The organism is Streptomyces sp. NPDC091371, from assembly GCF_040684275.1.
In the GTDB taxonomy this organism is placed as follows: Bacteria; Actinomycetota; Actinomycetes; order Streptomycetales; family Streptomycetaceae; genus Streptomyces.
This window is the reverse complement of record NZ_JBFBFP010000001.1, coordinates 368,912-393,390: the sequence shown is the minus strand read 5'-3', so window position 1 is coordinate 393,390 and position 24,479 is coordinate 368,912. Positions and strand designations below refer to the sequence as shown.

The 24,479-nt window shown below is 73.0% G+C and carries 25 protein-coding genes; 10 read left to right on the top strand and 15 right to left on the bottom strand.

Annotation, left to right across the window (positions count from 1 at the left end):
- The first annotated feature begins 33 nt into the window (after positions 1 to 33).
- Complete coding sequence (locus AB0O21_RS01980) at positions 34 to 2,295, top strand: bifunctional polysaccharide deacetylase/glycosyltransferase family 2 protein (protein ID WP_365164996.1); 2,262 nt, start codon at positions 34 to 36, stop codon at positions 2,293 to 2,295.
- Here AB0O21_RS01980 and AB0O21_RS01975 read toward each other — a convergent pair.
- The 4 genes from AB0O21_RS01975 to AB0O21_RS01960 are packed head-to-tail and all read right to left on the bottom strand — an operon-like array spanning position 2,292 to position 4,909.
- Complete coding sequence (locus tag AB0O21_RS01975) at positions 2,292 to 2,816, bottom strand: DUF5956 family protein (protein WP_365164994.1); 525 nt, start codon at positions 2,814 to 2,816, stop codon at positions 2,292 to 2,294. The two genes, AB0O21_RS01980 and AB0O21_RS01975, sit on opposite strands and share 4 nt — an antisense overlap.
- Positions 2,817 to 2,825: 9 nt before the next feature.
- Positions 2,826 to 3,416, bottom strand: coding sequence for an HD domain-containing protein (locus tag AB0O21_RS01970; RefSeq protein WP_365164992.1), 591 nt, complete (start codon positions 3,414 to 3,416; stop codon positions 2,826 to 2,828).
- A gap of 6 nt (positions 3,417 to 3,422) precedes the next feature.
- Positions 3,423 to 4,724: a cytosine deaminase gene (gene codA, locus AB0O21_RS01965; RefSeq protein ID WP_365164990.1), complete on the bottom strand. Its 1,302-nt coding sequence runs from the start codon at positions 4,722 to 4,724 to the stop codon at positions 3,423 to 3,425.
- Between the two features lie 17 nt (positions 4,725 to 4,741).
- Complete coding sequence (locus tag AB0O21_RS01960) at positions 4,742 to 4,909, bottom strand: hypothetical protein (protein WP_365164988.1); 168 nt, start codon at positions 4,907 to 4,909, stop codon at positions 4,742 to 4,744.
- A gap of 87 nt (positions 4,910 to 4,996) precedes the next feature.
- On the opposite strand from AB0O21_RS01960, the gene AB0O21_RS01955 reads away from it, so the two are divergent.
- Both AB0O21_RS01955 and AB0O21_RS01950 read left to right on the top strand, forming a co-directional pair.
- Positions 4,997 to 6,802, top strand: coding sequence for a prolyl oligopeptidase family serine peptidase (locus tag AB0O21_RS01955; RefSeq protein WP_365164986.1), 1,806 nt, complete (start codon positions 4,997 to 4,999; stop codon positions 6,800 to 6,802).
- A 34-nt stretch (positions 6,803 to 6,836) separates the two neighbouring features.
- On the top strand, positions 6,837 to 7,613 hold the full coding sequence (locus AB0O21_RS01950) for an SURF1 family protein (RefSeq protein WP_365164984.1): 777 nt from the start codon (positions 6,837 to 6,839) through the stop codon (positions 7,611 to 7,613).
- Between the two features lie 116 nt (positions 7,614 to 7,729).
- On the opposite strand, the gene AB0O21_RS01945 is transcribed toward AB0O21_RS01950, so the two are convergent.
- The 7 genes from AB0O21_RS01945 to AB0O21_RS01915 form a co-directional block, all read right to left on the bottom strand.
- Positions 7,730 to 8,800, bottom strand: a complete 1,071-nt coding sequence (locus tag AB0O21_RS01945; protein ID WP_365164981.1) for a hypothetical protein — start codon at positions 8,798 to 8,800, stop codon at positions 7,730 to 7,732.
- Entirely contained in the window at positions 8,797 to 9,465 is a 669-nt protein-coding gene (locus AB0O21_RS01940; protein ID WP_365165430.1) for a SigE family RNA polymerase sigma factor, read from the bottom strand. The genes AB0O21_RS01945 and AB0O21_RS01940 overlap by 4 nt, the downstream gene beginning before the upstream one ends.
- A gap of 257 nt (positions 9,466 to 9,722) precedes the next feature.
- On the bottom strand, positions 9,723 to 10,796 hold the full coding sequence (locus AB0O21_RS01935; RefSeq protein WP_365164979.1) for an aspartate-semialdehyde dehydrogenase: 1,074 nt from the start codon (positions 10,794 to 10,796) through the stop codon (positions 9,723 to 9,725).
- Positions 10,793 to 12,067, bottom strand: coding sequence for an aspartate kinase (locus tag AB0O21_RS01930; RefSeq protein ID WP_365164977.1), 1,275 nt, complete (start codon positions 12,065 to 12,067; stop codon positions 10,793 to 10,795). Before AB0O21_RS01930 ends, AB0O21_RS01935 begins: the two co-directional genes overlap by 4 nt.
- A 121-nt stretch (positions 12,068 to 12,188) precedes the next feature.
- Positions 12,189 to 12,836, bottom strand: a complete 648-nt coding sequence (locus tag AB0O21_RS01925) for a DUF5063 domain-containing protein (protein WP_365164975.1) — start codon at positions 12,834 to 12,836, stop codon at positions 12,189 to 12,191.
- On the bottom strand, positions 12,829 to 13,428 hold the full coding sequence (gene recR, locus AB0O21_RS01920; RefSeq protein ID WP_365164973.1) for a recombination mediator RecR: 600 nt from the start codon (positions 13,426 to 13,428) through the stop codon (positions 12,829 to 12,831). Before recR ends, AB0O21_RS01925 begins: the two co-directional genes overlap by 8 nt.
- Positions 13,429 to 13,488: 60 nt before the next feature.
- The gene (locus AB0O21_RS01915; RefSeq protein WP_365164971.1) at positions 13,489 to 13,833 is read right to left on the bottom strand and encodes a YbaB/EbfC family nucleoid-associated protein; all 345 of its coding nucleotides are present in this window, start codon (positions 13,831 to 13,833) and stop codon (positions 13,489 to 13,491) included.
- A 255-nt stretch (positions 13,834 to 14,088) separates the two neighbouring features.
- Here AB0O21_RS01915 and AB0O21_RS01910 point away from each other — a divergent pair, with 255 nt between their 5' ends.
- Complete coding sequence (locus AB0O21_RS01910) at positions 14,089 to 14,835, top strand: SLATT domain-containing protein (protein WP_365164969.1); 747 nt, start codon at positions 14,089 to 14,091, stop codon at positions 14,833 to 14,835.
- 218 nt (positions 14,836 to 15,053) lie between these two features.
- Here AB0O21_RS01910 and AB0O21_RS01905 read toward each other — a convergent pair whose 3' ends face one another.
- From AB0O21_RS01905 to AB0O21_RS01895, 3 genes are all read right to left on the bottom strand, one after another.
- Positions 15,054 to 15,704 (bottom strand): hypothetical protein, encoded by a 651-nt coding sequence (locus AB0O21_RS01905; RefSeq protein WP_365164967.1) that lies wholly within the window; start codon positions 15,702 to 15,704, stop codon positions 15,054 to 15,056.
- Positions 15,705 to 15,822: 118 nt separating this feature from the next.
- The gene (locus tag AB0O21_RS01900; RefSeq protein WP_365164964.1) at positions 15,823 to 16,488 is read right to left on the bottom strand and encodes a GntR family transcriptional regulator; all 666 of its coding nucleotides are present in this window, start codon (positions 16,486 to 16,488) and stop codon (positions 15,823 to 15,825) included.
- Between the two features lie 108 nt (positions 16,489 to 16,596).
- Positions 16,597 to 17,958 carry an aspartate aminotransferase family protein gene (locus tag AB0O21_RS01895; RefSeq protein ID WP_365164962.1) on the bottom strand — a complete coding sequence of 454 codons (1,362 nt, stop codon included), beginning with the start codon at positions 17,956 to 17,958 and terminating at the stop codon, positions 16,597 to 16,599.
- 207 nt (positions 17,959 to 18,165) lie between these two features.
- Here AB0O21_RS01895 and AB0O21_RS01890 point away from each other — a divergent pair, with 207 nt between their 5' ends.
- From AB0O21_RS01890 to AB0O21_RS01875, 4 genes are all read left to right on the top strand, one after another.
- A complete protein-coding gene (locus tag AB0O21_RS01890) occupies positions 18,166 to 18,861 on the top strand; it encodes a DJ-1/PfpI family protein (protein WP_365164960.1) in 696 nt (231 codons plus the stop codon).
- Between the two features lie 19 nt (positions 18,862 to 18,880).
- Positions 18,881 to 19,384 (top strand): MarR family transcriptional regulator, encoded by a 504-nt coding sequence (locus AB0O21_RS01885; protein ID WP_365165427.1) that lies wholly within the window; start codon positions 18,881 to 18,883, stop codon positions 19,382 to 19,384.
- A 479-nt stretch (positions 19,385 to 19,863) separates the two neighbouring features.
- Entirely contained in the window at positions 19,864 to 20,922 is a 1,059-nt protein-coding gene (locus tag AB0O21_RS01880; protein ID WP_365164957.1) for a protein kinase, read from the top strand.
- 83 nt (positions 20,923 to 21,005) lie between these two features.
- Positions 21,006 to 21,395, top strand: coding sequence for a nuclear transport factor 2 family protein (locus tag AB0O21_RS01875; RefSeq protein ID WP_365164955.1), 390 nt, complete (start codon positions 21,006 to 21,008; stop codon positions 21,393 to 21,395).
- 74 nt (positions 21,396 to 21,469) lie between these two features.
- Here the strand turns inward: AB0O21_RS01875 and AB0O21_RS01870 are convergent, their stop codons facing one another.
- Entirely contained in the window at positions 21,470 to 21,955 is a 486-nt protein-coding gene (locus AB0O21_RS01870) for a diadenosine tetraphosphate hydrolase (protein ID WP_365165425.1), read from the bottom strand.
- Between the two features lie 444 nt (positions 21,956 to 22,399).
- Between AB0O21_RS01870 and AB0O21_RS01865 the strand changes: the two genes are divergently transcribed.
- Both AB0O21_RS01865 and AB0O21_RS01860 read left to right on the top strand, forming a co-directional pair.
- A complete protein-coding gene (locus AB0O21_RS01865) occupies positions 22,400 to 23,278 on the top strand; it encodes an alpha/beta hydrolase (protein WP_365164953.1) in 879 nt (292 codons plus the stop codon).
- Positions 23,271 to 24,470, top strand: coding sequence for an acyltransferase (locus AB0O21_RS01860; protein WP_365164950.1), 1,200 nt, complete (start codon positions 23,271 to 23,273; stop codon positions 24,468 to 24,470). The genes AB0O21_RS01865 and AB0O21_RS01860 overlap by 8 nt, the downstream gene beginning before the upstream one ends.
- The last annotated feature ends 9 nt before the right edge of the window (positions 24,471 to 24,479 follow it).

Sequence of the window (24,479 nt, the reverse complement as noted above, 5' to 3'; positions counted from 1 at the left end):
CGATCCCCCCACAGGCAGGAAGCACTCCCTCCCGTGTCGAAGAACCGGCGCCGCCGCCTCCCCCGCGGGCGGCACAGCACGGTGCGCAACGTCCCCCTGCGCACCCACTGGCTGCTGCTGACCGCGCTCGTCCTCACCCTCTCGGCGGCGCTGCTGCTCCAGGGCTACGCGCACCACATGTTCGACACGACCGCCGACGGGGCTCCGCGCGGGGCCGGTGCGTCGGCTTCCGTACCGGAGCAGATCCGCTCGGGCGGCCCGGTCGTCGAGGGCGCGGCCGGACGGGTGGCCGGCCCCGGGTCCCGCACGATCGCCCTGACCTTCGACGACGGCCCCGACCCGGTCTGGACCCCGAAGGTCCTCGACGTCCTGAGCCGCAACCAGGTGCCGGCCACCTTCTTCACCGTCGGCGCCCAGGTGTCCGCCCATCCGGAGCTGGCCCGGCGGATCGTCGCGGACGGCCACCAGATCGGCGTCCACACCTTCACCCACACCGACCTCGGCTCGGCCTCCTCGTGGCGGCGCTCCCTGGAGCTGCGCGAGAGCCAGCTCGTCATCGCCGGCGCCACCGGCGTCACCACCCCGCTGCTGCGGCCGCCCTACTCCTCGACCAACGAGGCGCTGACCGACGCCGACTGGGAGACCGTCGTGCAGGCCGGGCAGGAGGGCTACCTCACCGTCCTCACCACGCAGGACAGCGAGGACTGGCGTCGCCCGGGCATCGAGAAGATCGTCGCCAACTCCACTCCCCGGGGCACCGACGGCCAGATCCTGCTGATGCACGACGCGGGCGGCGACCGCTCGCAGACGGTCGCGGCACTGGAGCAGCTGCTGCCCGAGCTCAAGAAGGCGGGCTTCCGCTTCGCCACGGTGAGCGACGCCGTCGGCCTTCCCTCCCCCGTGAAGCCGGCCTCGGCCGTCGACGAGTGGCAGGGCCTGGCCCTGATCAACGCGCTGCGCGCCAGCGGCTGGGTGCTCGACGTGCTCGGCTGGCTGCTGTGGGCGGCCGGCGCGCTCAGCGTGCTGCGCGCGATCGCGGTGTTCGTCGCCGCGCGCCGGCACGTCCGTACCCGCCGCAGGCCGTGGGGCAGGCCGGTCACCGAGCCGGTCAGCATCATCGTTCCCGCCTACAACGAGAGCGCCGGGATCGAAGCGGCCATCCGCTCCCTGGTCGCGTCGGACCACCAGGTGGAGGTCATCGTGGTCGACGACGGCTCCACCGACGGCACCGCCGACATCGTCGAGGCCCTGAACCTGCCGGGCGTACGCGTCATCCGCCAGCAGAACGCCGGAAAGCCCGCGGCGCTCAACACCGGCATAGCCGCCGCCTCGTGCAACCTGCTCGTCATGGTGGACGGCGACACCGTCTTCGAGCCGGACGCGGTCCGCATGATCGTGCAGCCCTTCGCCAACCGGCGGGTCGGCGCCGTCTCGGGCAACGCGAAGGTCGTCAACCGCGGCGGCCTGCTCGGCCGCTGGCAGCACATCGAGTACGTCGTCGGCTTCAACCTCGACCGGCGCCTCTTCGACCTCGCCGAATGCATGCCCACCGTGCCCGGCGCGGTCGGCGCGTTCCGCCGCGAGGCGCTGCTGCGGATCGGCGGGGTCAGCGACATCACCCTCGCCGAGGACACCGACCTCACCATGGCGCTGTGCCGCGACGGCTGGCGGGTGGTCTACGAGGAGCGGGCCATCGCCTGGACCGAGGCCCCCGCCACGCTCGGCGCGCTGTGGAAGCAGCGCTACCGCTGGTGCTACGGCACCCTGCAGGCCATGTGGAAGCACCGGGGCGCCCTCACCCAGCGGGGCCAGGCCGGGAAGCTGGGCCGCCGCGGGCTGCTCTACCTGCTGATGTTCCAGGTGCTGCTGCCGCTGCTCGCGCCCGTCGTGGACGTCATCGCCGTCTTCGGCCTGGTCTTCCTCGACCCGGTCCGCATCCTCGGCCTGTGGTGCGCCTTCCTGCTCCTGCAGGTCCTGATGGGCGTCTACGCCTTCCGCCTCGACCGGGAACGGCTCGGGCCGCTGTGGAGCCTGCCGCTCCAGCAGTTCGTCTACCGCCAGCTGATGTACCTGGTCGTCATCCAGTCGGTGTTCACCGCGATCGCCGGATCACGCCTGCACTGGCAGCGAATGGAGCGCTACGGAAGCCTCCAGGTCCCGACCCCGGGCTCGGCACCGCAGCCCCCGCTCCCACTCCCGTCGTACGACCCGCCGCAGGCCGATCCCGTACCCGCACCCGGCCGGCCGTGGCCGCAGGAGACCCACGACGTGACGCCCTGGCCGCCGCGCGGCTAGCCGCTGTGCTCCCGCAGGGCGCCGAGTTCGGCTCGGACCAGTGCGAGAAACTCCGTGGAGGCAGCCCCGGCCTCCACCCCGCGTTCCGCGGCCACGGCGTCGAGGTGGCCGAGGACTTCGGCGACGTTCGCGAACGGGCCGACCGGCCGCAGCAGCCAGAGCCTGCCCCCGGGCCGGGGCGGCAGGCCGAGGGCGGCGACGGCCGCGTCGCTCTCCGCGTCGAGCTCGTGCAGGTCGGCCTCGGGGAGCGGGGCGGCCTCGACGCCGGTGATGTGGCCGTGGCCGTCCAGGGAGGTCTCCACCGCCCAGTGCGTGGAGCGGTCCGGGATCCAGGTGCGGGCCGCCGGGGGCCACACGTACGGGAGGAACACCCAGCGCAGCTCCTCCGGCGCGGGCTCCCAGCCGAGCACCTCCAGCTCCCGCATCTCGGGCAGCCGGTCCGCGTCCAGCTCGCTGCGCCCGGTACGGCGCAGTGCGAGCGGATGCGGCGTTCCGTCCTCGTCCCACGAGTCCCACGACATGCGGGCACGCTATCCGACGCGGTCCATCGGGTTGGCCGTGATCCGGCTCGCCGCGCCGCCCGCGACGTAGGCGGCCGCCGCGCAGGCCGGCTTGCGGGAGGCCTGGTCCTCGACGAGGGCGAGGAAGGAGGCGCCGAAGCCGAGGCGGGGGCGCTCCTTCAGCAGGGCCTCGGTGAAGGCGGGGTCGAAGTCGGCGAGGCGCAGGCCCGAGACGTCGGCGCTGGTGCCGACCTGGAGGAGGTGGCTCTCCACGTCGTCGGCGGCGCTCACGTCGTCCCGCATGTGCAGGACGATGACCTCTTCGGCGCGGGCGCGGCGGGCCGGCGGCCAGCCGAGACCCGCCGTCAGGACGCGGGCGACGTGGCCGCCGGCCTCCTCGAAGGGCAGGGTGTGGCTGTCGAAGGGCGCGGTCAGGCCCATGTCGTGGAGCAGGGCGCTGACGTAGAGCAGCTCCGCGTCGTAGGCGAGGCCGTGCCGGTCGGCGTACTCGGCGCCGAAGGCGTAGGAGCGGACCGAGTGGTTCAGGAGGGCCGCGTCCGTGTACTCGGCGGCGATCTCGTAGGCGGCCCGGGCTGATTCGGTGTCAAGAGTCCACGTCATGGGGCGTCAGCGTAGGCGGCGGCTGAAGTCGACCTCCGACGGGGGCTCGCCCGGCCAGTTCAGGCGGGTCGGCGCCGGCGGGGTCTCGGCGAGGACGGTGCCCCGGGAGACGACGTAGCGGGGGCGGACCTGGCGGCGTACCGCCTCCTCGGGCGAGGGGGCGGGGAGCAGCACGAAGGAGGCGGGGGCGCCGGGCGTGATGCCGTACTCCGCTTCGGACAGGCCCAGGACGCGGGCCGCACGGTCCGTCACCATCGAGAAGGCGAGGGGGATTTCGTCGGCGCCGGTGAGCTGGGCGGCGTAGAGGCCGACGAGGGCGGTCTGGAGCGGGTTCGCGGTGCCGAGGGCGTTCCAGGGGTCCATGACGTCGTCGTGGCCGAAGGCCACGTTGACCCCGGCCGCCAGCATCTCCTTGACCTGGGTGAGGCCGCGCCGCTTGGGGTAGGCGTCGAAGCGGCCCTGGAGATTGAGGTTGGCGAAGGGGTTGGAGACCAGGTTGATGCCCGAACGGGCCAGCAGCCGCTGGAGTTTGAAACTGTAGGCGCCGCTGTAGGAGCCCATGGCCGTGGTGTGCGAGGCCGTGGCGCGTTCGCGCAGGCCGGAGCGCAGGGCGAGGGTGGCCAGCACTTCCACGAAGCGGGACTGCTCGTCGTCGATCTCGTCGCAGTGCGCGTCGACCCGCAGGCCGTGCTCCTCGGCCAGCGCGAAGGCGGTGTGCAGCGAGGCGACCCCGTCCTCGCGGGTGTCCTCGAAGTGCGGGATCGCGCCGACCACGTCCGCGCCGCGGGCGACCGCCTCGCGCAGCAGCGCCTCGCCGTCCGGGAAGGAGACGACGCCCTCCTGGGGGAACGCCACGATCTGCAGGGTCATGAAGTCCCGCACCCGGTCGCGCACTTCGAGGAGCGCGTCGAGGGCGGTGAGCGAGGGGTCGGTGATGTCGCAGTGGGTGCGTACGTGCAGCACCCCCTGCGCCGCCTGCCAGCGCAGCACCTCGGTGGCCCGCGCGACGACGTCCTCGCGGGTCAGGGTCCGCTTGCGCTCGCTCCAGCAGGCGATGCCCTCCCAGAGGGTGCCGGAGGCGTTGGGACGCGGTTCGCCGGCGGTCAGGGCGGTGTCGAGGTGGATGTGCGGTTCGACGAAGGGAGCGGTCAGGAGGCAGCCGTGGGCCTCGACGAGGACGCCCGTGGCGGGTGGTTCCTTCTGATCGTCGTACGGAACCACCCGCGTGATGCGGCCGTCCTCCCCGACCTCGATGTCGGACAGGCCATCTGTGTGCAGCAGCCGGGCGCCCCGGACGATCATCCGCATGGCGCCAGACTATGCATTCAGCCCCGCTTGGCCTGGGCCTTCTGCTGCATGCCGCGCGTCTTCGCGGCGGACGACTGCATGTCCCTGTTCGCAGACTTGGCGCGGGCCTCCGCGGCCGTGTTCTTCGCGATCGCGCGCTCGGAATCCTGGTGGCTGTGGTGGCCGGTGTGGGCCTTCTTCGCCATGATCGTTCCTCCTTGGGGTACTCGTTCCACTGTGCGCCCGTATGGAGCAGTCGGCATCCCGGGGCGGGCGGCGGCCACAATGGGCGCATGACCAGCGACAGCGAGATCACCCCCGAGATGCCCGACTGGGAGAAGCGCTTCCGGGCCCCGCGCGTCGGCCTGCCCGACTGGGCGGAGGACGCCCCGGACCGGTCGCTCTTCGTTTCCAACGCGACCGGAACCTTCGAGCTCTACGCCTGGGACCGTGCCACCGGCGCGCAGCGGCAGGCCACCGACCGCCCCAACGGCACCACCGACGGCACCCTCTCCCCCGACGGCGAGTGGATCTGGTGGTTCTCGGACACCGACGGCGACGAGTTCGGCACCTGGGTGCGCCAGCCCTTCGCGGGCGGCGCCGACGAGCCCGCCACCCCCGGCCTGGAACCCTCCTACCCCGCCGGGCTGGCCATCGGCCGGGACGGGACCGCGGTCGTGGGGCGCTCCACCGACGAGGACGGCTCGACCGTCCACGTGGTCCGCCCCGACGGCACCGCGCCCACCGTGATCTACCGGCACCGGGAGTCCGCGGGCGTCGGCGACCTCTCCTACGACGGGACGCTCATCGCCGTCGAGCACACCGAGCACGGCGACGCCATGCACTCCGCGCTGCGCGTGCTCACCCTCGACGGGTCCACCGTCGCCGAGCTGGACGACTCCCGGGGCGGGACCGAGGAGCTCGGCCTGGAGGTCCTCGGCTTCGCGCCGGTCGCGGGCGACACCCGGCTGCTCGTCGGCCACCAGCGGCGCGGCCGCTGGGAGCCGATGATCTGGGACGTGGCCACGGGCGCCGAGGAGGAGCTGGCGATCGACCTGCCGGGCGACGTGAGCGCCGAGTGGTACCCGGACGGCTCCGCGCTGCTGGTCGAGCACGGCTTCGAGGCGCGCAGCGAGCTGTGGCGCTACGACCTGGCCGCGCGGGACCTCGTACGCGTGGAGACGCCTTCGGGGACGGTGTCGGGTGCCACGGCGCGGCCCGACGGGACGGTGGAGTACCTGTGGTCCTCGGCAGCCGAGCCCTCGGCGGTACGGTCCACCGCGGGCGGGGTCGTCCTGGACCCGCCCGGCTTCCGGCCGCCCGGCTCGCTGCCGGTCGAGGACGTGTGGGTGGACGGCCCGGGCGGGCGGATCCACGCGCTGGTGCAGCGGCCCGTCGGCCACGGCGAGGGCCCCTTCCCGACGGTCTTCGAGATCCACGGCGGGCCCACCTGGCACGACAGCGACGCCTTCGCGGCGACCCCGGCGGCCTGGCTGGACCACGGCTTCGCGGTGGTCCGCGTCAACTACCGGGGCTCGACGGGCTACGGCCGGGAGTGGACCGACGCCCTCAAGCACCGGGTCGGCCTGATCGAGCTGGAGGACATCTCGGCGGTCCGCGCGTGGGCGCTCTCGTCCGGCCTGGCGGACCCGGCGCGGCTCGTGCTGTCGGGCGGCTCCTGGGGCGGGTACCTGACCCTGCTGGGGCTGGGCACGCAGCCGGACGCCTGGGCCGTGGGCCTGGCCGCGGTGCCGGTCGCGGACTACGTGACGGCGTACCACGACGAGATGGAGGCGCTGAAGGCCCTGGACCGCACCCTCTTCGGGGGCACGCCCGAGGAGGTCCCCGACCGCTTCGAGGCCTCCTCGCCGCTGACGTACGTGGACGCGGTGAAGGCCCCCGTGCACATCGCGGCCGGTGTCAACGACCCGCGCTGCCCGATCCGGCAGATCGACAACTACGTCGACCGGCTGGCGGCGCGCGGGGCGGTGCACGAGGTGTACCGCTACGACGCCGGGCACGGCTCGCTGGTGGTGGAGGAGCGGATCAAGCAGGTGCGGATGGACCTGGAATTCACGCTGAAGCACCTGCCCCGCTAGGGGGCGACCGGTGCACCCCCCGTACGGTGGTGGGGTGCACCGGTTTCTCCTGACCCCGCGCTGGTGGGGGATCAACGTCTTCGTCGCGCTCGCCGTGCCCTTCTGCCTGTTCATGGGCTCCTGGCAGCTCGGCCGCTTCGAGGACCGCGTCGACACCCACCGCGAGGCGAGCGCCGAGCGGCCCGCGGACCGGGCGGCCGCGCCGCTGGACTCGCTGCTCCCGGTGTCCACGCAGACCTCCGGGCGGATGGCCGCCGCCTCCGGGGAGTACGCGGAGCAGCTGCTGGTGCCCGAGCGGCGGCTCGGCGGCGAGTCCGGCTTCTACGTGCTGACCCTGCTGAAGACCGACTCCGGCAAGGTCGTCCCGGTCGTCCGGGGCTGGCTGCCCGGGGCGGCGGACCCGGCGAAGGCGCCGGCCGCGCCGACGGGCCGGGTCGAGATCACCGGGGCCCTGCAGGCCTCGGAGAGCTCCGGCAGCAAGGGCGTGCACGCGTCGGGCGGGCTGCCGGCCGGGCAGCTGGGCGTGATCGGCGCCGCCTCGCTGGTCAACATCGTCCCGTACGACCTGTACGACGCGTGGCTGACGGTGCAGACGCCGGCGGACGGCATGGTGCCGGTGCCGGTGCAGGCGCCGGTCAACACCGGGCTGGACCTGAAGGCCTTCCAGAACCTCGGGTACACGGGCGAGTGGTTCGTCTTCGTCGCCTTCGTGCTGTTCATGTGGTTCCGGCTGTACCGGCGCGAGGTGGAGACGCTGCGGGACGCCGAGGCCGGGCTGGTGCCGGCGGAACCCGTGGCCGAGCAGGTCTGAGGCCTGCGGGCCCCCGCCGAACGGACTCGGCTGCGGCGCCGCTGCCGGGGCTCCGCCCGGACCCCGCGCCTCAAACGCCGACGGGGCTGGGGGTGTCCCCGGAGGGGCTGGGACCGCTACGGCTTGGGGGCTTCCACCGGGATCGGGCCCGTGCGGTAGATCGTGCCGCCGCAGGCCTGGGGGATGGTCGTCTGGGTCGTCGGGGTGCCCGTCGACGGGGTGTGGGAGACCGAGACCCCGGCCGGGGCCGCCGGGGGTGCGGCATCCGCCTGCGTCTCGCCCGCCGTGTCCGTGCCGCCCGGCGACGTGACCCCGTCGACCGGGGGCTTCGCACCGCCGCCCGAGGTGGTCTCCGCACAGGGCTCCCCCGACGGCACCCACGCGAAGCGGACCTCGTACGCCGTGTTCGGCGACAGCATCAGCACCGGCGCCTGGGCCGACGGGTCGGGCAGCAGGCCGCTCGCCGGGTCGCCCGCCGTGTGGCCGACCACCGGGACCGCCGAGCCCTGCGAGGTCGCGGCCCCGGCCGCCGTCACGGTGTCCGAGCCGGTGACGGCGCACCCGCGCGGCGAGACGTTGGTGACCTTGAAGCTGCCGTACACCTTGCCGTCGGCCTCCGGGACGCGGGCCGAGCCCACCACTCCCAGCTGCCCCGCCCCGCACCCCGGCACGCCGCCCGCGGCCACCGGCGGCAGCGGGCCCACCGCCAGGCCGCCCGCGGCGCCCGATCCGGCCGAGGCGGCGCCGCCCGACGGGCCGGCCGTGGCCCCGCCCGACGAGGCGCCGGCGGCGTTCGGCTGCCCGGTGGCGCCGGCGACCGGGCCGCCCCCGCTGGAGCGGCTGGACCTCGGGGTCGCGCCAGAGCCGTTCTGGTGCGGATCGGAGGGGTTGATGCCCGGCTTGTCCCCGGAGGCGGAGCCGTGCCCGGCCATCGTCGAGTGGTCGGCGGAGGCGCCCTCGCCCGCCGTCATGTGCATGGCCACCGGGATCGCCGTCCCGGCGAGCAGCGCGAACGACGCCGCGCCGATCAGGACCTGGCGTCGCAGGACCCGGCGCGCGGGGACCGCGTACCGCAGCCGCTCCAGCGCGCCCTCGGAGGGCTCCAGGCCCTCGACGGCCCCGTGCAGCAGGCTCCGCAGGGCCTGTTCCTCGCTCGCGCCGCCCGGCACTGTGTGGTCGTCCATCATGACTGCGCAGCCTCCATCGCCACCCGCAGCGCGGCAATGCCCCGCGATCCGTACGCCTTCACCGAGCCGAGGGATATCCCCAGCGTCTCGGCGACCTGGGCCTCTGTCATGTCCGCGAAGTACCGCAGTACCAGTACCTCGCGCTGGCGGCGCTGGAGTCCGCGCATCGCCTTGATCAGGTCGTCCCGTTCCAGCTGGTCGTACGCGCCCTCTTCGGCGCTCGCCATGTCCGGCATCGGCTTCGACAGCAGCTTGAGGCCGAGGATGCGCCGGCGCAGGGCGGACCGCGAGAGGTTCACGACGGTCTGGCGCAGGTACGCCAGGGTCTTGTCCCGGTCGCGCACCCGGTTCCGCGCCGAGTGCACGCGGATGAACGCCTCCTGGACCACGTCCTCGCAGGAGGCGGTGTCGTCGAGGAGCAGCGCGGCGAGGCCGAGCAGCGAGCGGTAGTGCGCCCGGTAGGTCTCGGTGAGGTGGTCGACGGTGGTGCCGGCCACCACTTCCTTCGCCTCGTCCGTACCGCTCGCCGCCGCGTCAGCGCTTTCGCGCGGCGCGGGCACGCGGCCGTTCCTGGTCGGTACGACGGGCCGTACGGGCGCCTCGGAGGGCCCGGCCGGCGGGACGGGAACGATCACCGGGAACCCGCCCACGGGCATGCCGGGGATGCCTGGAGCGGGTGAAACCCGGTGCGACGGGATGACGATCCCGGTGCGCACCGGTCGGACCGCCGGTTCGAGGAGTGCCTCTGCCACGCCTGTAGGACACTCGTCCCCCCGTCAGGGTTGTACGCGCGAGGCGGCCGGCCCGGCGAAATCCCTATTGCCCTCATGCGTACCCGCTCTTCCCGATTGCCCCGTCCTATCGAGACGGCAGTCGGGCCATCACCTTGATCAAGGGACCGACTCCGATCCTACAAAGCGAATTACGCAAATTCACCTGTGATCAGTTCCGCAATCTGAATGGCATTCAGAGCGGCGCCCTTGCGCAGATTGTCCGCGCACACGAAGAACTCCAGCGAGTACCGGTCGTCGAGCGAGGCGCGCACCCGCCCCACCCAGGCAGGATCCGTCCCGGCGGCGTCCGCCGGGGTCGGGAACTCGCCCGCCGCCGGATCGTCGACGAGCACCACGCCGGGCGCCGTGTCCAGGATCTCCCGGGCGTGCGCGGCGTCCACCGTGTTCTCGAACCGGGCCCGTACCGTCAGCGAATTCCCGGTCAGCACCGGCACCTGTACGCAGGTCACCGCCACCGGGAGCCGGTCCAGCTGCAGGATCCGGCGGGTCTGCGCCCGTACGGCCAACTCGTGCGAGGACCAGCCGCCCTCGCGCAGCTCGCCGGACCAGGGCACGACGTTGAGGGCGAGCGGCGCCGCGAAGGGCCCGGTGTCCTCGCCCACGGCACGGCGTACGTCCCCCGGCTGCTCTCCCAGGGAGGTGCCCGCGACCAGCGACAGCTGGCGGCGCAGGGTCTCGGAGCCGGCCCGGCCGGCGGCGCTCGCGGCCTGGTACGTGGAGACGGCCAGCTCGGCGAGGCCGTACTCGGCGTGGAGCGCGCCGAGGGAGGCGATCATCGCGGCGGTCACGGTGTCCGGGGCGGCGACGATCCCGCGCGGCCGCATCCGTACGGCGTGGGCGTTGATCTCGGGCACCACCAGCGGCACCTCGGGATCCTCCCGGAAGGCGTCGGACTGGTCCACGACGACGGTGCCGCGCGCGGCGACCACGGGGGCCCAGCGGGCCGAGATGTCGGCCGGGGTCAGGAAGAGGGCGACGTCGCCCACCCCGAAGCCGTCGAAGGCGTCCTCACTGAGGGCGAACACCTCGGTCTCCTCCGCGCGGACGGCCAGCATGCGGCCGGCCGAACGCGCGGAGGCGATCAGGCGGATCTCGCCCCAGACGTCCGCCCGCAAGGACAGCATCCGGAGCAGGACTGTGCCGACCGCTCCGGTCGCCCCGACCACGGCGAGCGCCGGGCCGGAGGACCGGGCGGCGGTCATCGTCCGGTGCCTCCGTAGACGACGGCTTCGTCGCTGTCGGAGTCGAGGCCGAAGGCCGTGTGGACGGCCACGACGGCCGCGTTGACGTCGTCCTGGCGGGTCACGACCGAGATGCGGATCTCGGAGGTCGAGATCAGCTCGATGTTGACGCCCGCGTCGGACAGCGCCTGGAAGAAGGAGGCGGTGACGCCCGGGTTCGTCTTCATGCCGGCGCCGACCAGGGAGATCTTGCCGATCTGGTCGTCGTAGCGCAGGGAGTCGAAGCCGATCTGGCCCTTCGCCTTCTCCAGGGCGTCGATGGCCTTGTGGCCCTCGGCCTTGGGGAGCGTGAAGGAGATGTCGGTGAGGCCCGTCGAGGCCGCCGACACGTTCTGCACGATCATGTCGATGTTGATCTCGGCGTCCGCGATGGCGCGGAAGATCGCCGCGGCCTCGCCCGGCTTGTCCGGGACGCCGACGACCGTGATCTTGGCTTCGGAGACGTCGTGAGCGACTCCGGAGATGATGGCGTGCTCCACCTGCTCGTCCCCTTGCGGCTGTTCGTTGCTGACCCAGGTTCCGCGCAGTCCGGAGAAGGACGAGCGGACGTGGATCGGGATGTTGTAGCGGCGTGCGTACTCGACACAGCGGTGGAGCAGCACCTTGGAACCGGAGGCGGCGAGCTCCAGCATGTCCTCGGAGGAGATCCAGTCGATCTTCTTGGCCTTCTTCACGACGCGGGGGTCCGCGGTGAAGACGCCGTCGACGTCGGTGTAGATCTCGCAGACCTCGGCGTCCAGCGCCGCGGCGAGCGCCACGGCGGTGGTGTCCGAGCCGCCGCGGCCGAGGGTGGTGATGTCCTTGGAGTCCGCGGACACGCCCTGGAAGCCGGCGACGATGGCGATGTTGCCCTCGTCGAGCGCGGTGCGGATACGGCCCGGCGTGACATCGATGATGCGCGCTTTGTTGTGGACCGAGTCGGTGATGACGCCTGCCTGGCTACCGGTGAACGACTGGGCCTCGTGGCCCAGGTTTTTGATCGCCATGGCCAGCAGGGCCATGGAGATCCGCTCTCCGGCGGTCAGCAGCATGTCGAATTCACGCCCGGCAGGCATCGGGGATACCTGCTCGGCGAGATCGATCAGCTCGTCCGTCGTGTCGCCCATCGCGGACACCACGACGACCACTTGGTGGCCGTTCTTCTTGGCATCCACGATCCGCTTGGCGACGCGCTTGATGCCTTCGGCATCGGCTACGGAGGAGCCTCCGTACTTCTGCACGACAAGGCCCACGTGCGCTCCTCGCTCAGTCCGTCTCATTGCTGGTGCAGTCTAACGAGCGACCGGGATCCGACCGCCTCGTACCACATCATGAGACGAGAGGACCAAAGGATGGGTTCCCCGCGCCCGGGAGCTACTTTCGGCCGAGACCGCCGAGCTCCTCGGCCATGACCTGCCCGGCCTGCTCCGCCAGGTCGTCCTCGGTCAGGTCCTCGTCCGTGTCCAGGCCGTCCAGGGCGGCGAGGGGCTGGTCCAGCCGGACGTGCGCGATCAGCGACTGGAGGGCGCGCAGGGTCGCCGAGGCCGTCGGGCCCCAGTTGGTGAAGTACGAGAACTGCCACCACCACAGCGCCTCGGTGATCCGGCCCGCCTGGTGGTGGATGAGCCCGTGCCGCAGGTCGGCGACCACGTCGGCCAGGTCGTCGGAGATCCGGTGCGGCACCGGGGTCTTGCGCGGCTCGTACGGGTCGAAGACCTCGGAGTAGACGTCGACCGGCTCCAGCATGATCGCGAACCGCTCGCGCAGGTCGTCCACGTCCGGCTCCGGGCCGAGATCCGGCTCGTAGCGCTCTTCGGGCAGCACGTCCTGGTACGCGCCCAGCCGGCCGCCGGCCAGCAGCAGCTGGGACACCTCCAGGAGGAGGAAGGGCACCGCGCTGTCCGGGTCCTCGCCCTTCGCCACCTCGGTGACCGCGACGAGGAAGGACTCGATCTGGTCCGCGATCGAGGCCGCGAAGTCGTCCGGGTCCAGACCTTGGGCGTGCAGCGTTGCGTCAGACATCGAGAAGTCGCCTTCCTTCAAAGGCCCGCCCGAGCGTGACCTCGTCCGCGTACTCCAGATCTCCCCCGACGGGGAGCCCGCTGGCCAGGCGGGTGACCTTCAGGCCCATGGGCTTGATCATGCGGGCGAGGTAGGTGGCGGTCGCCTCGCCCTCCAGGTTCGGGTCGGTGGCCAGGATCAGCTCGGTCACCTCGCCGTCCGCCAGGCGCGCCAGCAGCTCGCGGATGCGCAGGTCGTCGGGGCCGACGCCCTCGATCGGGCTGATCGCGCCGCCGAGGACGTGGTACTTGCCCCGGAACTCACGGGTCCGCTCGATCGCGACGACGTCCTTCGGCTCCTCGACCACACAGATGACCGTGGTGTCGCGGCGCGGGTCGCGGCAGATGCCGCACCGCTCCTCCTGCGCCACGTTCCCGCACACCGCGCAGAACCGGACCTTCTCCTTGACCTCGAGCAGCGCGTGCGCGAGGCGGCGGACGTCGGTGGGCTCGGCCTGCAGGATGTGGAAGGCGATCCGCTGCGCGCTCTTGGGCCCGACGCCGGGCAGCCTGCCCAGTTCGTCGATCAGGTCCTGGACCACGCCTTCGTACAACGGACTGCCTTCTTTCTCTGTGGAGCGTCTTCAGGGGGTGTTCGTCGGTCGTTTTCGGTACTAGAACGGAAGGCCGGGAATGCCGCTGCCGCCGCCCAGGCCCTGGGCGAGGGGGCCCAGCTTCTGCTGCTGGAGCGCCTGCGCATTCTCGTTGGCCGCCTGGACCGCCGCCACCACCAGGTCGGCGAGGGTCTCGGTGTCCTCCGGGTCCACGGCCTTCGGGTCGATCACCAGGGCGCGCAGCTCACCGGAGCCGGTCACGGTCGCCCTGACGAGACCGCCGCCGGCCTGGCCCTCGACCTCGGCCCGCGCCAGCTCCTCCTGGGCCGCGGCCAGGTCCTGCTGCATCTTCTGGGCCTGCTGGAGCAGCTGCTGCATGTTGGGCTGACCACTACCGGGAATCACAGGTGACTCACTCCATACCGTCGGGACGCTTGGTCAATCCGAGCCTACGTGCTCCCCGGGCGCCGCGCCCTACGCCGAGAGGACCAACTCTTTCGAGTGAGAGACGGGGCGCACGCGTACCTGATGAAGACCTCCTTGTGGGCGGAAATCCCGGGATTCGGCGCCCATCGCACGTCATTCGAAGGTAGGAAGGGCATGCGCACCATTGCGCACACGCGCACCACCACACGTCAGCGCAGGCAGAGGGAGTGCCGGGTGAGCCAGCCGGAGATGCAGCCCGAGGGGCCACCCCGGGATCCCCGGGAGGAAGGCGGCGGACCGATGGCGGCGGGCGATCTCACCGGTCGGCCCTTCCCCCTGGGGGACTGGGGCGAGCCCGCCGAGCGGCTCGACGAGCTCTACCGGCGCGTCGAGGCCGACGCGCTGCGCACCGCCGAGTGGTACCTGTCCGACCGGGCGTGGAAGCGCCGGGGCGCGCGGGTGATGCGGATCGGCGCGGCCGCCGGGGCGATCACGGGCGCCGCGATGCCGCTGCTGGAACTGACGGGCTCGGCACCGGGCGCGTCCTCGTACGGCTTCCTGGCGCTGCTGCTCGGCGCGGCCTGTCTGGCCTGCGACCGGTTCTTCGGCCTGACCTCGGGCTGGATGCGGGACGTCGCCACGGCCCAGGCCGTGCAGCGCCGCCTCCAGACCCTCCAGTTCGACTGGGCCTCGGAGAACGTGCGCGAGGTGCTCGGCCCGACGGAGGGCACGGCGAGCGAGGCGGCGGAGCGCTGCCTGACGGTGCTGCGGCGCTTCTCCGAGGACGTGACGGAGCTGGTGCGCTCGGAGACCGCGGAGTGGATGGTGGAGTTCAGCTCGGGCCCCGCGCCGCTGGTGATGCAGTCGCTGGGCGCGGGCGGCTCCCGCTCGGACGCGTACATCCCCCCGGCCCGCTTCCCCCTCCCCCCGGGCACCCGCCCGAACATGCCCCGCCAACGCCCCCCGGAGCAGCCGCGCTGAACCCCGAGGGCCCGGGCTTCCGGCCCGTCCGGGGCCCTTCCAGCCCGTCCGGCGTTCGAGGACCGGGGTCCGGGGCGGAGCCCCGGCTGGGGGTCCCCCCGGACGGAGTCTGGGGGATGGAGAAAGGGCGGGGCGGGGACCGGCTCCGCGCAGCGGAACCCGCACCCACCCCGCACCCCACCCGACGACCGATAGCCCGATAGCCCGATAGCCCGGCCTCAGCTGAAGATGATCATCGAGCCCTGCCCGAGGCTGCGCGTCGCCGCCGCATGCAATCCCAGCCACACGTGCCGCTCCCGCGCGAACGGACTGTCGTCGTACGGAATCGGCCCCGCCGGCTCCTCCAACGACGTCGGCCGCCCCGGCGGCGCCGGAGCCGCCGGCGGGTTCCCCGGGTCTATCCCGATCGCCGGCGCCACGAAGACCAGCTCCCGCAGCAGCCCCTGCGCGGACCCCAGCGGCCCGCCCCCGGCCAGCAGCTCCTCGTTGGCCAGCGGAGCCGCGAAGTCCACCGGGACGTACGCCCCCGCGTGGTCGTAGTGCCACACCAGGTGCGACTGCTGCGCCGTGGGCTCGAACATCTCCAGCAGCTGCTCGTAGTCCCCGCCCAGCTCGTCCACCGGGGTCACCGGCAGCCCGCACAGCTGGAGCAGGTACGCCCGCCTCAGGAAATGCAGGGCGTCGTAGTCGAAGCCCGCGACCGGGGCCACGTCCCCGCTCAGGCCCGGCATGTACGCGAACACGGGCACGGACGGCAGCCCGGCCTCGCCCAGCGCCTTGTCGTACGAGGCGATCTCTTCCGCGAAGGGGTTGTCGGGGCTGTGGCACAGCACGTCGACAAGGGGGACCAGCCACAGGTCACAGGCCACGCGGGCTCCGATCAGTCGTTGCCGCCGATCGGGCCAGAGTAATGCGCCGAACACCCTCCGCGAAGGGGTGCGGAGAACCTCGGCGGATGCGAGCGCGCCGCGGCCCGCCGGACACCCCCTAGAGCCCGGCCGCCCAGTCCAGCCCGTGCTGGTTGTACGCGCCCACGATGCGGCGTACCGCCTCCGCGTCGCCCAGCGTCACCGCGTCCACCAGGTCGGCGTGCCCGTCCCACAGGGCCTCCCGCAGCCGCGGATCGCGCTGGAGGTGCGGCACGGCGAAGACCCAGCACTGCACCCGGATGCGGTGCAGGAAGTCGGAGATGTAGGCGTTGCCGACCAGCGCGCTCAGTTCCCGCCAGAAGCGCAGGTCGTAGCCGATCAGCACTTCGAGTGAACCGCTGCGCGCCGCCTTCTGCGCCTCCTCGGCCCGGCGGCGGACCGACACCAGCTTCTCGCCGCAGCCGGGGCCGGCGCCCCGCTCGGCGAGCCGGCGGAAGATCCCGTCCACGACCAGCGAGCGGGCCTCGATCATTCCCCGGAAGTCGTCCACGGAGAAGACCCGTACGCGGAAGCCGCGGTGCTGGACCAGTTCGAGCAGCCCCTGCGCCGAGAGGTCCACCAGCGCCTCGCGGACCGGGGTCGCGGAGACCTCGTACTGCTCGGCGATCTGCTTGACGGTGAACTCGGTCCCCGGCGGCAGGCGTCCCGCGAGCACCTCGTCACGCAGCGCGTCCGCGATCTGCTGGCGAAGTGTGTTGCGGGTGACAGCTCCGCTGCCTGGCATAAGGGTCCGTCTCCTGTAGTAGAACTCCGGACACCTTAGGCCAGGCAGCACGGCCGAAACCGATCGGTGGGTGATCGATATGCGGATCCACCGCCCACCGGCCGCCCGCTAGGCGGACGCGGTGTGCCGGTCGGCGACCGTCAGCGCCTCGTCCAAGAGGGCCAGGCCCTCCTTCGCCTCCGCCTCCGAGATGGTGCAGGGGGGCACGACGTGGGTGCGGTTCATGTTGACGAACGGCCACAGGCCGGAGGCCTTGCAGGCCGCCGCGAACTCGGCCATCGGCGCGTTGTCCGCCCCGGCGGCGTTGTACGGGACGAGCGGCTCGCGCGTCTCCTTGTCCCGTACGAGTTCCAGCGCCCAGAAGGTGCCCAGGCCCCGGACCTCGCCGACCGAGGGGTGGCGCTCGGCGATCTCGGCGAGCGCCGGGCCGATCACGTTCTCGCCGAGGTGGGCGGCGTGCTCGACGATGCCCTCCTCCTCCATCGCGTTGATCGTGGCGACGGCGGCGGCGCAGGCCAGGGGGTGGCCGGAGTACGTCAGTCCGCCCGGGTAGGGGCGGGTGGCGAAGGTCTCGGCGATGGCGGCCGAGATGGCCACGCCGCCGAGCGGCACGTAGCCGCTGTTCACGCCCTTGGCGAAGGTGATCAGGTCGGGGGTGACGCCCCAGTGGTCGGCGGCGAACCACTTGCCGGTGCGGCCGAAGCCCGACATGACCTCGTCGAGGATGAAGACGATGCCGTGGCGGTCGCAGAGCTCGCGCACGCCCGCGAGGTAGCCGGCCGGCGGGGTCATGATGCCCGCGGTGCCGGGCACGCTCTCCAGGATGATCGCCGCGATGGTCGCCGGGCCTTCGAAGGCGATGGTGTCGGCGAGGTGGGCGAGGGCGCGGGCGCACTCCTCGGCCTCGGTGGTGGCGTGGAAGGCCGAGCGGTAGAGGTACGGGCCCCAGAAGTGCACGACGCCGGCGGCGGCCGTGTCGGAGGGCCAGCGGCGCGGGTCGCCGGTCAGGTTGATCGCGGCGGCGGTGGCCCCGTGGTACGAGCGGTACGTGGAGAGCACCTTGGCGCGGCCGGTGTGCAGACGGGCCATGCGGACGGCGTTCTCGACGGCCTCGGCGCCGCCGTTGGTGAAGAACACCTTGTCGAGGTCACCGGGGGTCCGCTCGGCGATGAGGCGGGCCGCCTCGGAGCGCACGTCGACGGCGAAGCCGGGGGCCAGGGTGCAGAGCCGGGCGGCCTGCTCCTGGACCGCGGCGACGACCTTGGGGTGCTGGTGGCCGATGTTGGTGTTGACCAGCTGGGAGGAGAAGTCGAGGAAGCGCTTGCCGTCGTAGTCCCAGAAGTACGACCCCTCGGCCCCGGCGACGGCGAGCGGATCGATCAGGGCCTGGGCGGACCAGGAGTGGAAGACGTGTTTCCGGTCGGCTTCCTTGACTTCGGCAAGGGTGTGCGAGGCGACGTGAGGGGTCATGTCGTCACGCTAGAAGTGCGCAGGTGGGGACCGATATCGGCGGACTGTATGGGGGTGGGGGGCCGGTCTCGGCAGTCTGTCTGCGCCCGCCCGCGGAACCGCTTCCATTGACAGCACCCTGTCGATACGACAGAATCCTGTCATACGCAGCACTCGTACCTCTCTCGCACCTCTCTCGCACCTCTCATCTCACCGGAGGCGAAGACCATGAACGAGACGGCACACCAGGCCGAGACCAAGACCAAGACCGAGTCTCCGTCCAAGTCCGAGTCCCGGACGGAGACTCCGGGGAAGCCGGTCCACCTCGCGGTCTACGACACGTACGCGGACTGGGAGACCGGCCACACCACGGCCCACCTGACCCAGCGCGGCCACCGGATCCGCACGGTCGGTCCGGCCGCCGAGCGGCCGGTCACCACCATGGGAGGCGTGCGCGTCCTTCCCGACATGGCGCTGGCCGACCTGCGTCCGGAGGACTCCTCGCTGCTGATCCTCACCGGGGCCGCGCTGTGGGACGCCGGCGACGAGCTGGCGCCGTTCGCGGCGAAGGCGGCGAAGTTCCTGGCGGCCGGGGTCCCGGTAGCGGCGATCTGCGGGGCGACCGCCGGGCTCGCCCGGGCGGGCGTCCTGGACGGCCGGGCGCACACGAGCGCGGCCTCCGTCTACTTGGCACCGCAGCCGGGGTACGGCGGCGCCGAGCTCTACGTCGAGGCCGACGCGGTCACCGACGGGGACCTGATCACGGCGGGCCCGACGGAACCGGTGGCCTTCGCCCGCGAGGTGTTCGCCCGCCTGGGCGTGTACAAGCCGGACGTGCTGGACGCGTGGTACCGGCTGTTCCACGACTCGGACGAGAGCGCGTACCCGGTCCTGATGGCGGCGGCGGAGTCGGGCGATGCCTGAGATGCCTGAGATGCCTGAGATGCCTGAGCACCCCGCCGATTCCCCCGAGGCGCTGCGAGCCCGCCAGAACCTGCTGAGCCGCACCGCCCTCGGGGTGTTCCGGCTGAACGGCCAGTTCCTCTCCGTCTCGGAGGAACTGGCCCGCCCGGCCGGACTGACCGCGGCCTGGTGGCAGGTCCTGGGCGCGGTCCTGCGCGAGCCCCTTCCGGTGGCCGGTATCGCCCGCGAGATGGGCATCACCCGGCAGAGCGTCCAGCGCATCGCGGACCTGCTGGCGGCGAAGGGCCTGGCGGAGTACGCCCCGAACCCGGCCCATCGGCGGGCGAAGCTGCTCCGCCCGACGGAGGCCGGCCGCGCGGCCATCGCCCGCATCAACCCGGGCCACGCCTCGCTGGCCACCCGCCTGGCGGCCGAACTGGGGGACACGGGCCTCGCCGAAACGGTCCGGGTCCTGGAACGCCTCTCGGCAGCCCTGGACTCCCTGCACGACACCCCACCGACCCCGCCCCCGACACACACCTGAGCCCCCCGGTAAGGCGCACCCCTTGGCCCGCCGACTCCGCGAGGCACCCCTCCAGCCCCGCCGACCCCACGAGGCGCACGCCCCAGGCCCGCCGACCCCGTGAGGCACACGCCCCAGCCCCGCCGACCCCCTGAGGCACACCCCCAGCCCCGCCGGCGCTTGAGGCGCGGGGCCTGGGGCCGAGCCCCAACAGCGGCGCCCGGCGCCAACCCCCGACACCGCCCAGCCAGCCCGCCCCACCCCGACACCCCCCAGCCCCGCCAACCCCATAAGGCACACCCCCCAGCCCCGCCGGCGTTTGAGGCGCGGGGCCCGGGGCAGAGCCCAGCAACGGCGCCCGGCGCCAACCCCCGACACCGCCCAGCCAGCCCACCCCACCCCGCCACACCCCAGCCCCACCGGGAGGACCCCACACGCAACCTCCCGCGCCCCCCGTTCGTCCTCTGCTGCGGAGCCGCCAGGGGGAGGGACCACCGGCCATGAAGCAACTGCACGCGTGCGACCCGTACAGCGTCGGCCCGTACCGCCTGCTGTCCCGGCTCGGCCCCGCCCCGGACACCGGCCAGGTCTACCTCGCCCACTCCGGCCACGCCCACCCCGTCGCCCTCACCCTGATCCGCCAAGACGTCGCCGCCCGCGCGGAGTTCCGTAACCGCTTCCGCGAGGACATCGCCGCCGCCCGACGGCTCGGCGGCGCGCACACCGCCCCCGTCGTCGACGCCGACACCGAGGCCGAAACCCCCTGGTTCGCCACCGAGTACATCGCCGGACCGACCCTGCACCAGGTCGTGGCCGACGACTTCGGCCCACTGCCGGCCCGTTCCCTGCGGGTCCTCGCCCGCGGCCTGGCGTACGCCCTCGAAGACGTCCACCGCGCAGGGCTCGTCCACCACGACCTGACGCCCTCGAACGTCCTGCTCACCCTCGACGGCCCCCGCCTCATCGGCCACCGCCTCGGCTCCGAGCACGAGCGCAAGCCCGGGCCCGATCCCTCGGACCCGGCCCGCGACGCCTTCGCCCTCGGCTCCGTCCTCGCCTACGCGGCCACCGGCCGGCTCCCCTCCAACGAACCGGAACCGGAGCCGAACCTCGACGACCTGCCGCCCGAACTGCGTGACCTCGTACGGGACTGCCTGCACGGCGACCCCTCCGCGCGGCCGGCGCTCGCCGACATACCGGCCCGCATCGCCCGCGCACGCGACCCGCACGCCCCGGCAGAACCCTGGCTCCCCCGGCCCCTGGTGGCCGGGATCGGCCGGCACGCCGTACGGCTCCTCGACCGCGAGGACGCCGGCCCGGACCGCCGGACCGCGCCCCCGCCCCGCACCCCGACGCCGCCCGCCTACACCGCGTACCCCACGTACTCCACGTACCCGCCCACGGAAGCGGAACCGCCGCGCCGCCTCCTGACCGCCTCCACCGCCCTGCTCCTCGCGGTGGCAGCCATCGTCGCCGTCCTCTCCACCGGCTCCGTGTACGCGGTGCTGAGCGGCGGCGAGGACCCCCGCCCGCCCACCGCGCCGACGGCGGGCCCGTGACCGCCGCACCGGATTGTGTCGAAGTCAATAAGCCTGAAAGCAAAGCTTGTTGCATATAAAGCGACTGTCGGACACTGCGGCACATGGAGCCGTTGAAGGTTGTGGCACGACTGTGGGAGCGGATCGAGGCGCGCGACTGGAACGGCGTGGCCGAACTCATCGCCGAGAACGCGGTCATCGAATGGCCGGTGAGCGGTGAACGCATCGTGGGGCGCGCCAATTTCATCGCCGTGAACCGCGACGAGGACTACGTGGACGAGAGATCCGTCGAGGTGCTGCGCATACTCGCGGACGGAAACCTCGTCGTCACCGAGGTGGAGATACCTCAGGACCACGTCGTCTACCGGGCCGTCTCCCTGTGGACGGTGCGGGACGGAGAGATCGTGCGGGCGCGGGAGTACTGGACCAGCCCCGGCCAGGACCCCGCCCCCCGCTGGCGCGCGGGCTACGTGGAACCGCTGGTCGCGGACTGACCAGCCCGCTCCGCGCAGCGCCGCGCCGCTCCCTGCCGCGCACCGCCGTGCCCGCGTGCCCGCGCGCCACGGCTCTAGGCGGTGGCCTCTCCCAGCGCGTCCAGCTCCTCCCCGATGGCGGCCCGCAGGCGGTCGTGGCGGGCGGCCAGCGCGTGCTGCTCGCCCCGCCAGTACTCCACCTCCTCGTACAACCAGACGGGCAGCCGCACTTGGTCTGCGGGCTCCCAGTCGTAGCGGGGCCAGACGTGGGCGTGGAGGTACGGGTCGGTGTTGCCCAGGATCTCGATGTTCACGCGGCGGAAGGCCGGGTCGAGGCGCCGGCAGGCCCGCTCGACCGCCTCGGCGAGTCGCTCCATGTCGCCGAGGTACGCGATCCTGCGCGCGCGGGGCAGGTCGGAGAGCCTGGTCACGGCGGGGTCGTCGGTCAGCAGCACCGAGTACCCGGGCAGGAACTGCCGGTCCCCGATGGCGGCGAATCCTGAGTCGAGCCGGCGCATGACGGTGGGGTTCTCCCCGCGGTGCGCGCTGCCTATGCGGTCGTGGCGCCAGTCAGTGTCGATCACCCCTGGACCCTAACCGGCCGTGGCCCGTGGCCCGTGGCCGTAGCCCGTGGCCCGTGGCCCGTGGCCCGTGGCCGTAGCCCTCGTCATACCTGAGAGCTACGCGAGAACACCGCTCCCCAGCGTGACGCTGATGACGGGTCCCGATTTCTAACTTCGGATCAAGAGAAGGGCGCCGAGGGCTCTTCCGGACCGAAGGAAGTCACCATGGCGACGCGGGCGGCGGGGACGGCAGGGGCGGCGGGAGCAGCGGAGCCGGCGGGGAACAGCGGGGCGACGGCGGGCTCAGCCGGCAGCAGCACCGCCACCACCACTGCCCGGCCCGCACGCCCCGGCGGCGGTCGGGCTCGTCGCACCCTGCTGGCCGCCCTGGTCGCCGCGGCCGTCATAGTTCCCGTTTCCGCCGCCGCCTCCGCGGACGTTCCCGCTCCCCCGCCCGCGGCGATGGCCGAGGACGCGGCCCCGCAGAGCCGGTACGCGGCCAACCGGGCCGGTCTCGCCGAGGCGGCCCGGATGGCCGAGGAGGCCGGCCGGACCGGGCGCGCCGGCAAGCTCCGCGCCATGGAGGCGGGCGGCACGGCCCAGTTCCTCGCCTTCGACGGCCGTGGCAAGGGCCGGGCCGTCGAGGTCTTCGGCGAGCTGGAGAGCGCCGACCGGGTCGCCGTTCTGGTGCCCGGATCCGATACGACCCTCGACACCTACCAAAGGTTCCGTGCCGGGGCCGTCGCCCTGCAGCAGCGCCTCCAGGCCGAGCATCCGCGCTCCGCCGTGGTGGCCTGGCTCGGGTACGACACCCCCGGCACGGTCAGCACGACCGTGCTGACCGCCGAGCGCGCGGACCGGGCCGCGGATGAGCTGGGCCCCTTCCTCGATCGGTTGAGCCGCCCGGCCGGGCCGGGCTCGCAGATCTCGCTGCTCTGCCATTCGTACGGTTCCGTGGTCTGCGCCCGTACGCAGACCGGGCCGGCGGTCACCGACATCGCGCTGTTCGGCAGCCCGGGCACGGGGGCCGACTCGGCCGGGGAGCTGCCGACAGGGGCTCGCGTCTGGGCGGGGCGCGGTGGCGGGGACTGGATCGCCGATGTCCCGCACGTCCGGCTCGGCGGGATCGGCTTCGGCCCCGATCCCGTGGACCCCGCCTTCGGAGCCAGGCCCTTCACCGCGGGTCCCGGCGGGCACAGCGACTACCTCAAGCCCGGCACCGCGTCCCTCGACAGCCTGGCCGCGATCGTCCTCGGCACCACAGGTACGGGCGGCGGTACCGGCGGTGCCGGCACTGCCGACGCCGCGCCCACCACCACCTCGGAGGCACCCCATGCGTGAGCTCCGCAGCCGCTGGGCCGTCCTGGCCGCGGGGATCGATGCGGCCACTCCAGCCGACCGGGACCGGAGCGTGGACGCGCTGCGTGCCTTCGCGATCCTCGGGGTGGTCCTCGGCCACTGGCTCGTCACCGCTCTGACCACCGCCAACGGCGGGCTGAGCACCACCAGTCCGCTGGCGCACATGCCCTGGCTGGCCCCGGTGTCCTGGGTGTTCCAGACGCTGGCCGTCTTCTTCCTGGTCGGCGGTCATGTCGCCGCCAAGGGGTACGCGTCGGCGCGGGCCCGCGGGGATGCGTACCGGACGTGGGTGGGGCAGCGGCTGGGCAGGCTGTTCCGGCCGGTCGCGGCCGTGCTCGTCCTGTGGGCCGTGGTGTCGGCCGGGATGCTGATCGGCGGGGTCGAGCTGAACACCGTACAGACGCTGCTGAAGCTGGTGTTGTCGCCTCTGTGGTTCCTTCTGGTGTTCGCGGTGCTCACCTCGGTGACGCCGCTGGTGGCGCGGCTCAGCCCGGTGTGGCCGCTGGCCGTGGTGGCGGGCGTCGACGCGTGGCGGTTCGGGTTCGGCGGGCCCGAGTGGGTCGGCTGGGTCAATGTGGCGGCGGGCTGGCTCGTCCCGTACGCGCTGGGCGCCGCCTGGGCTTCCGGGGCGTTCGCCGGTCGCCGCACGCCCGCCCTGCTCCTCGGCGGGGGTGCGGTGGCCACTGCCGCGCTGGTCCTCTGGGGCGGCTATCCGGCGTCGATGGTCGGTGTCCCCGGAGCCGCGATATCGAACCTGAACCCGCCGACGCTCGCGGCTGTCGCTTTCGGCCTGGCCCAGTGCGGTCTGGCGCTGCTGGTGCGCGAGCCGCTGGCGCGGGCCATGCGGCGGCCGGCGGCCTGGGCGAAGGCGGCCCTGGTGAACCTCTCCGCCATGACCGTCTTCCTGTGGCACCAGACCGCCATGATGGCCGTCACCGCCCTCGGGCTGCTCGTCTCGGCCGACCTGCCCGGGCTGCACACCGTGCCCGGTTCCCCGGGCTGGATAGCCGCCCGGCTGCTGTGGCTGCCGGTGTTCGCCGCTGCGCTGACCGTGTGCTGGGCCGCGTTCCGTACCTACGAACAGCACCCGCGCCGCAGGCCGGTCGGGGCCGTGCGCGCCTCCGGGACGCAGCGCTCTCCGCGTGCTGCGGGCAGGGAAGCCGCTCATGTTTAGGCTAGCCCA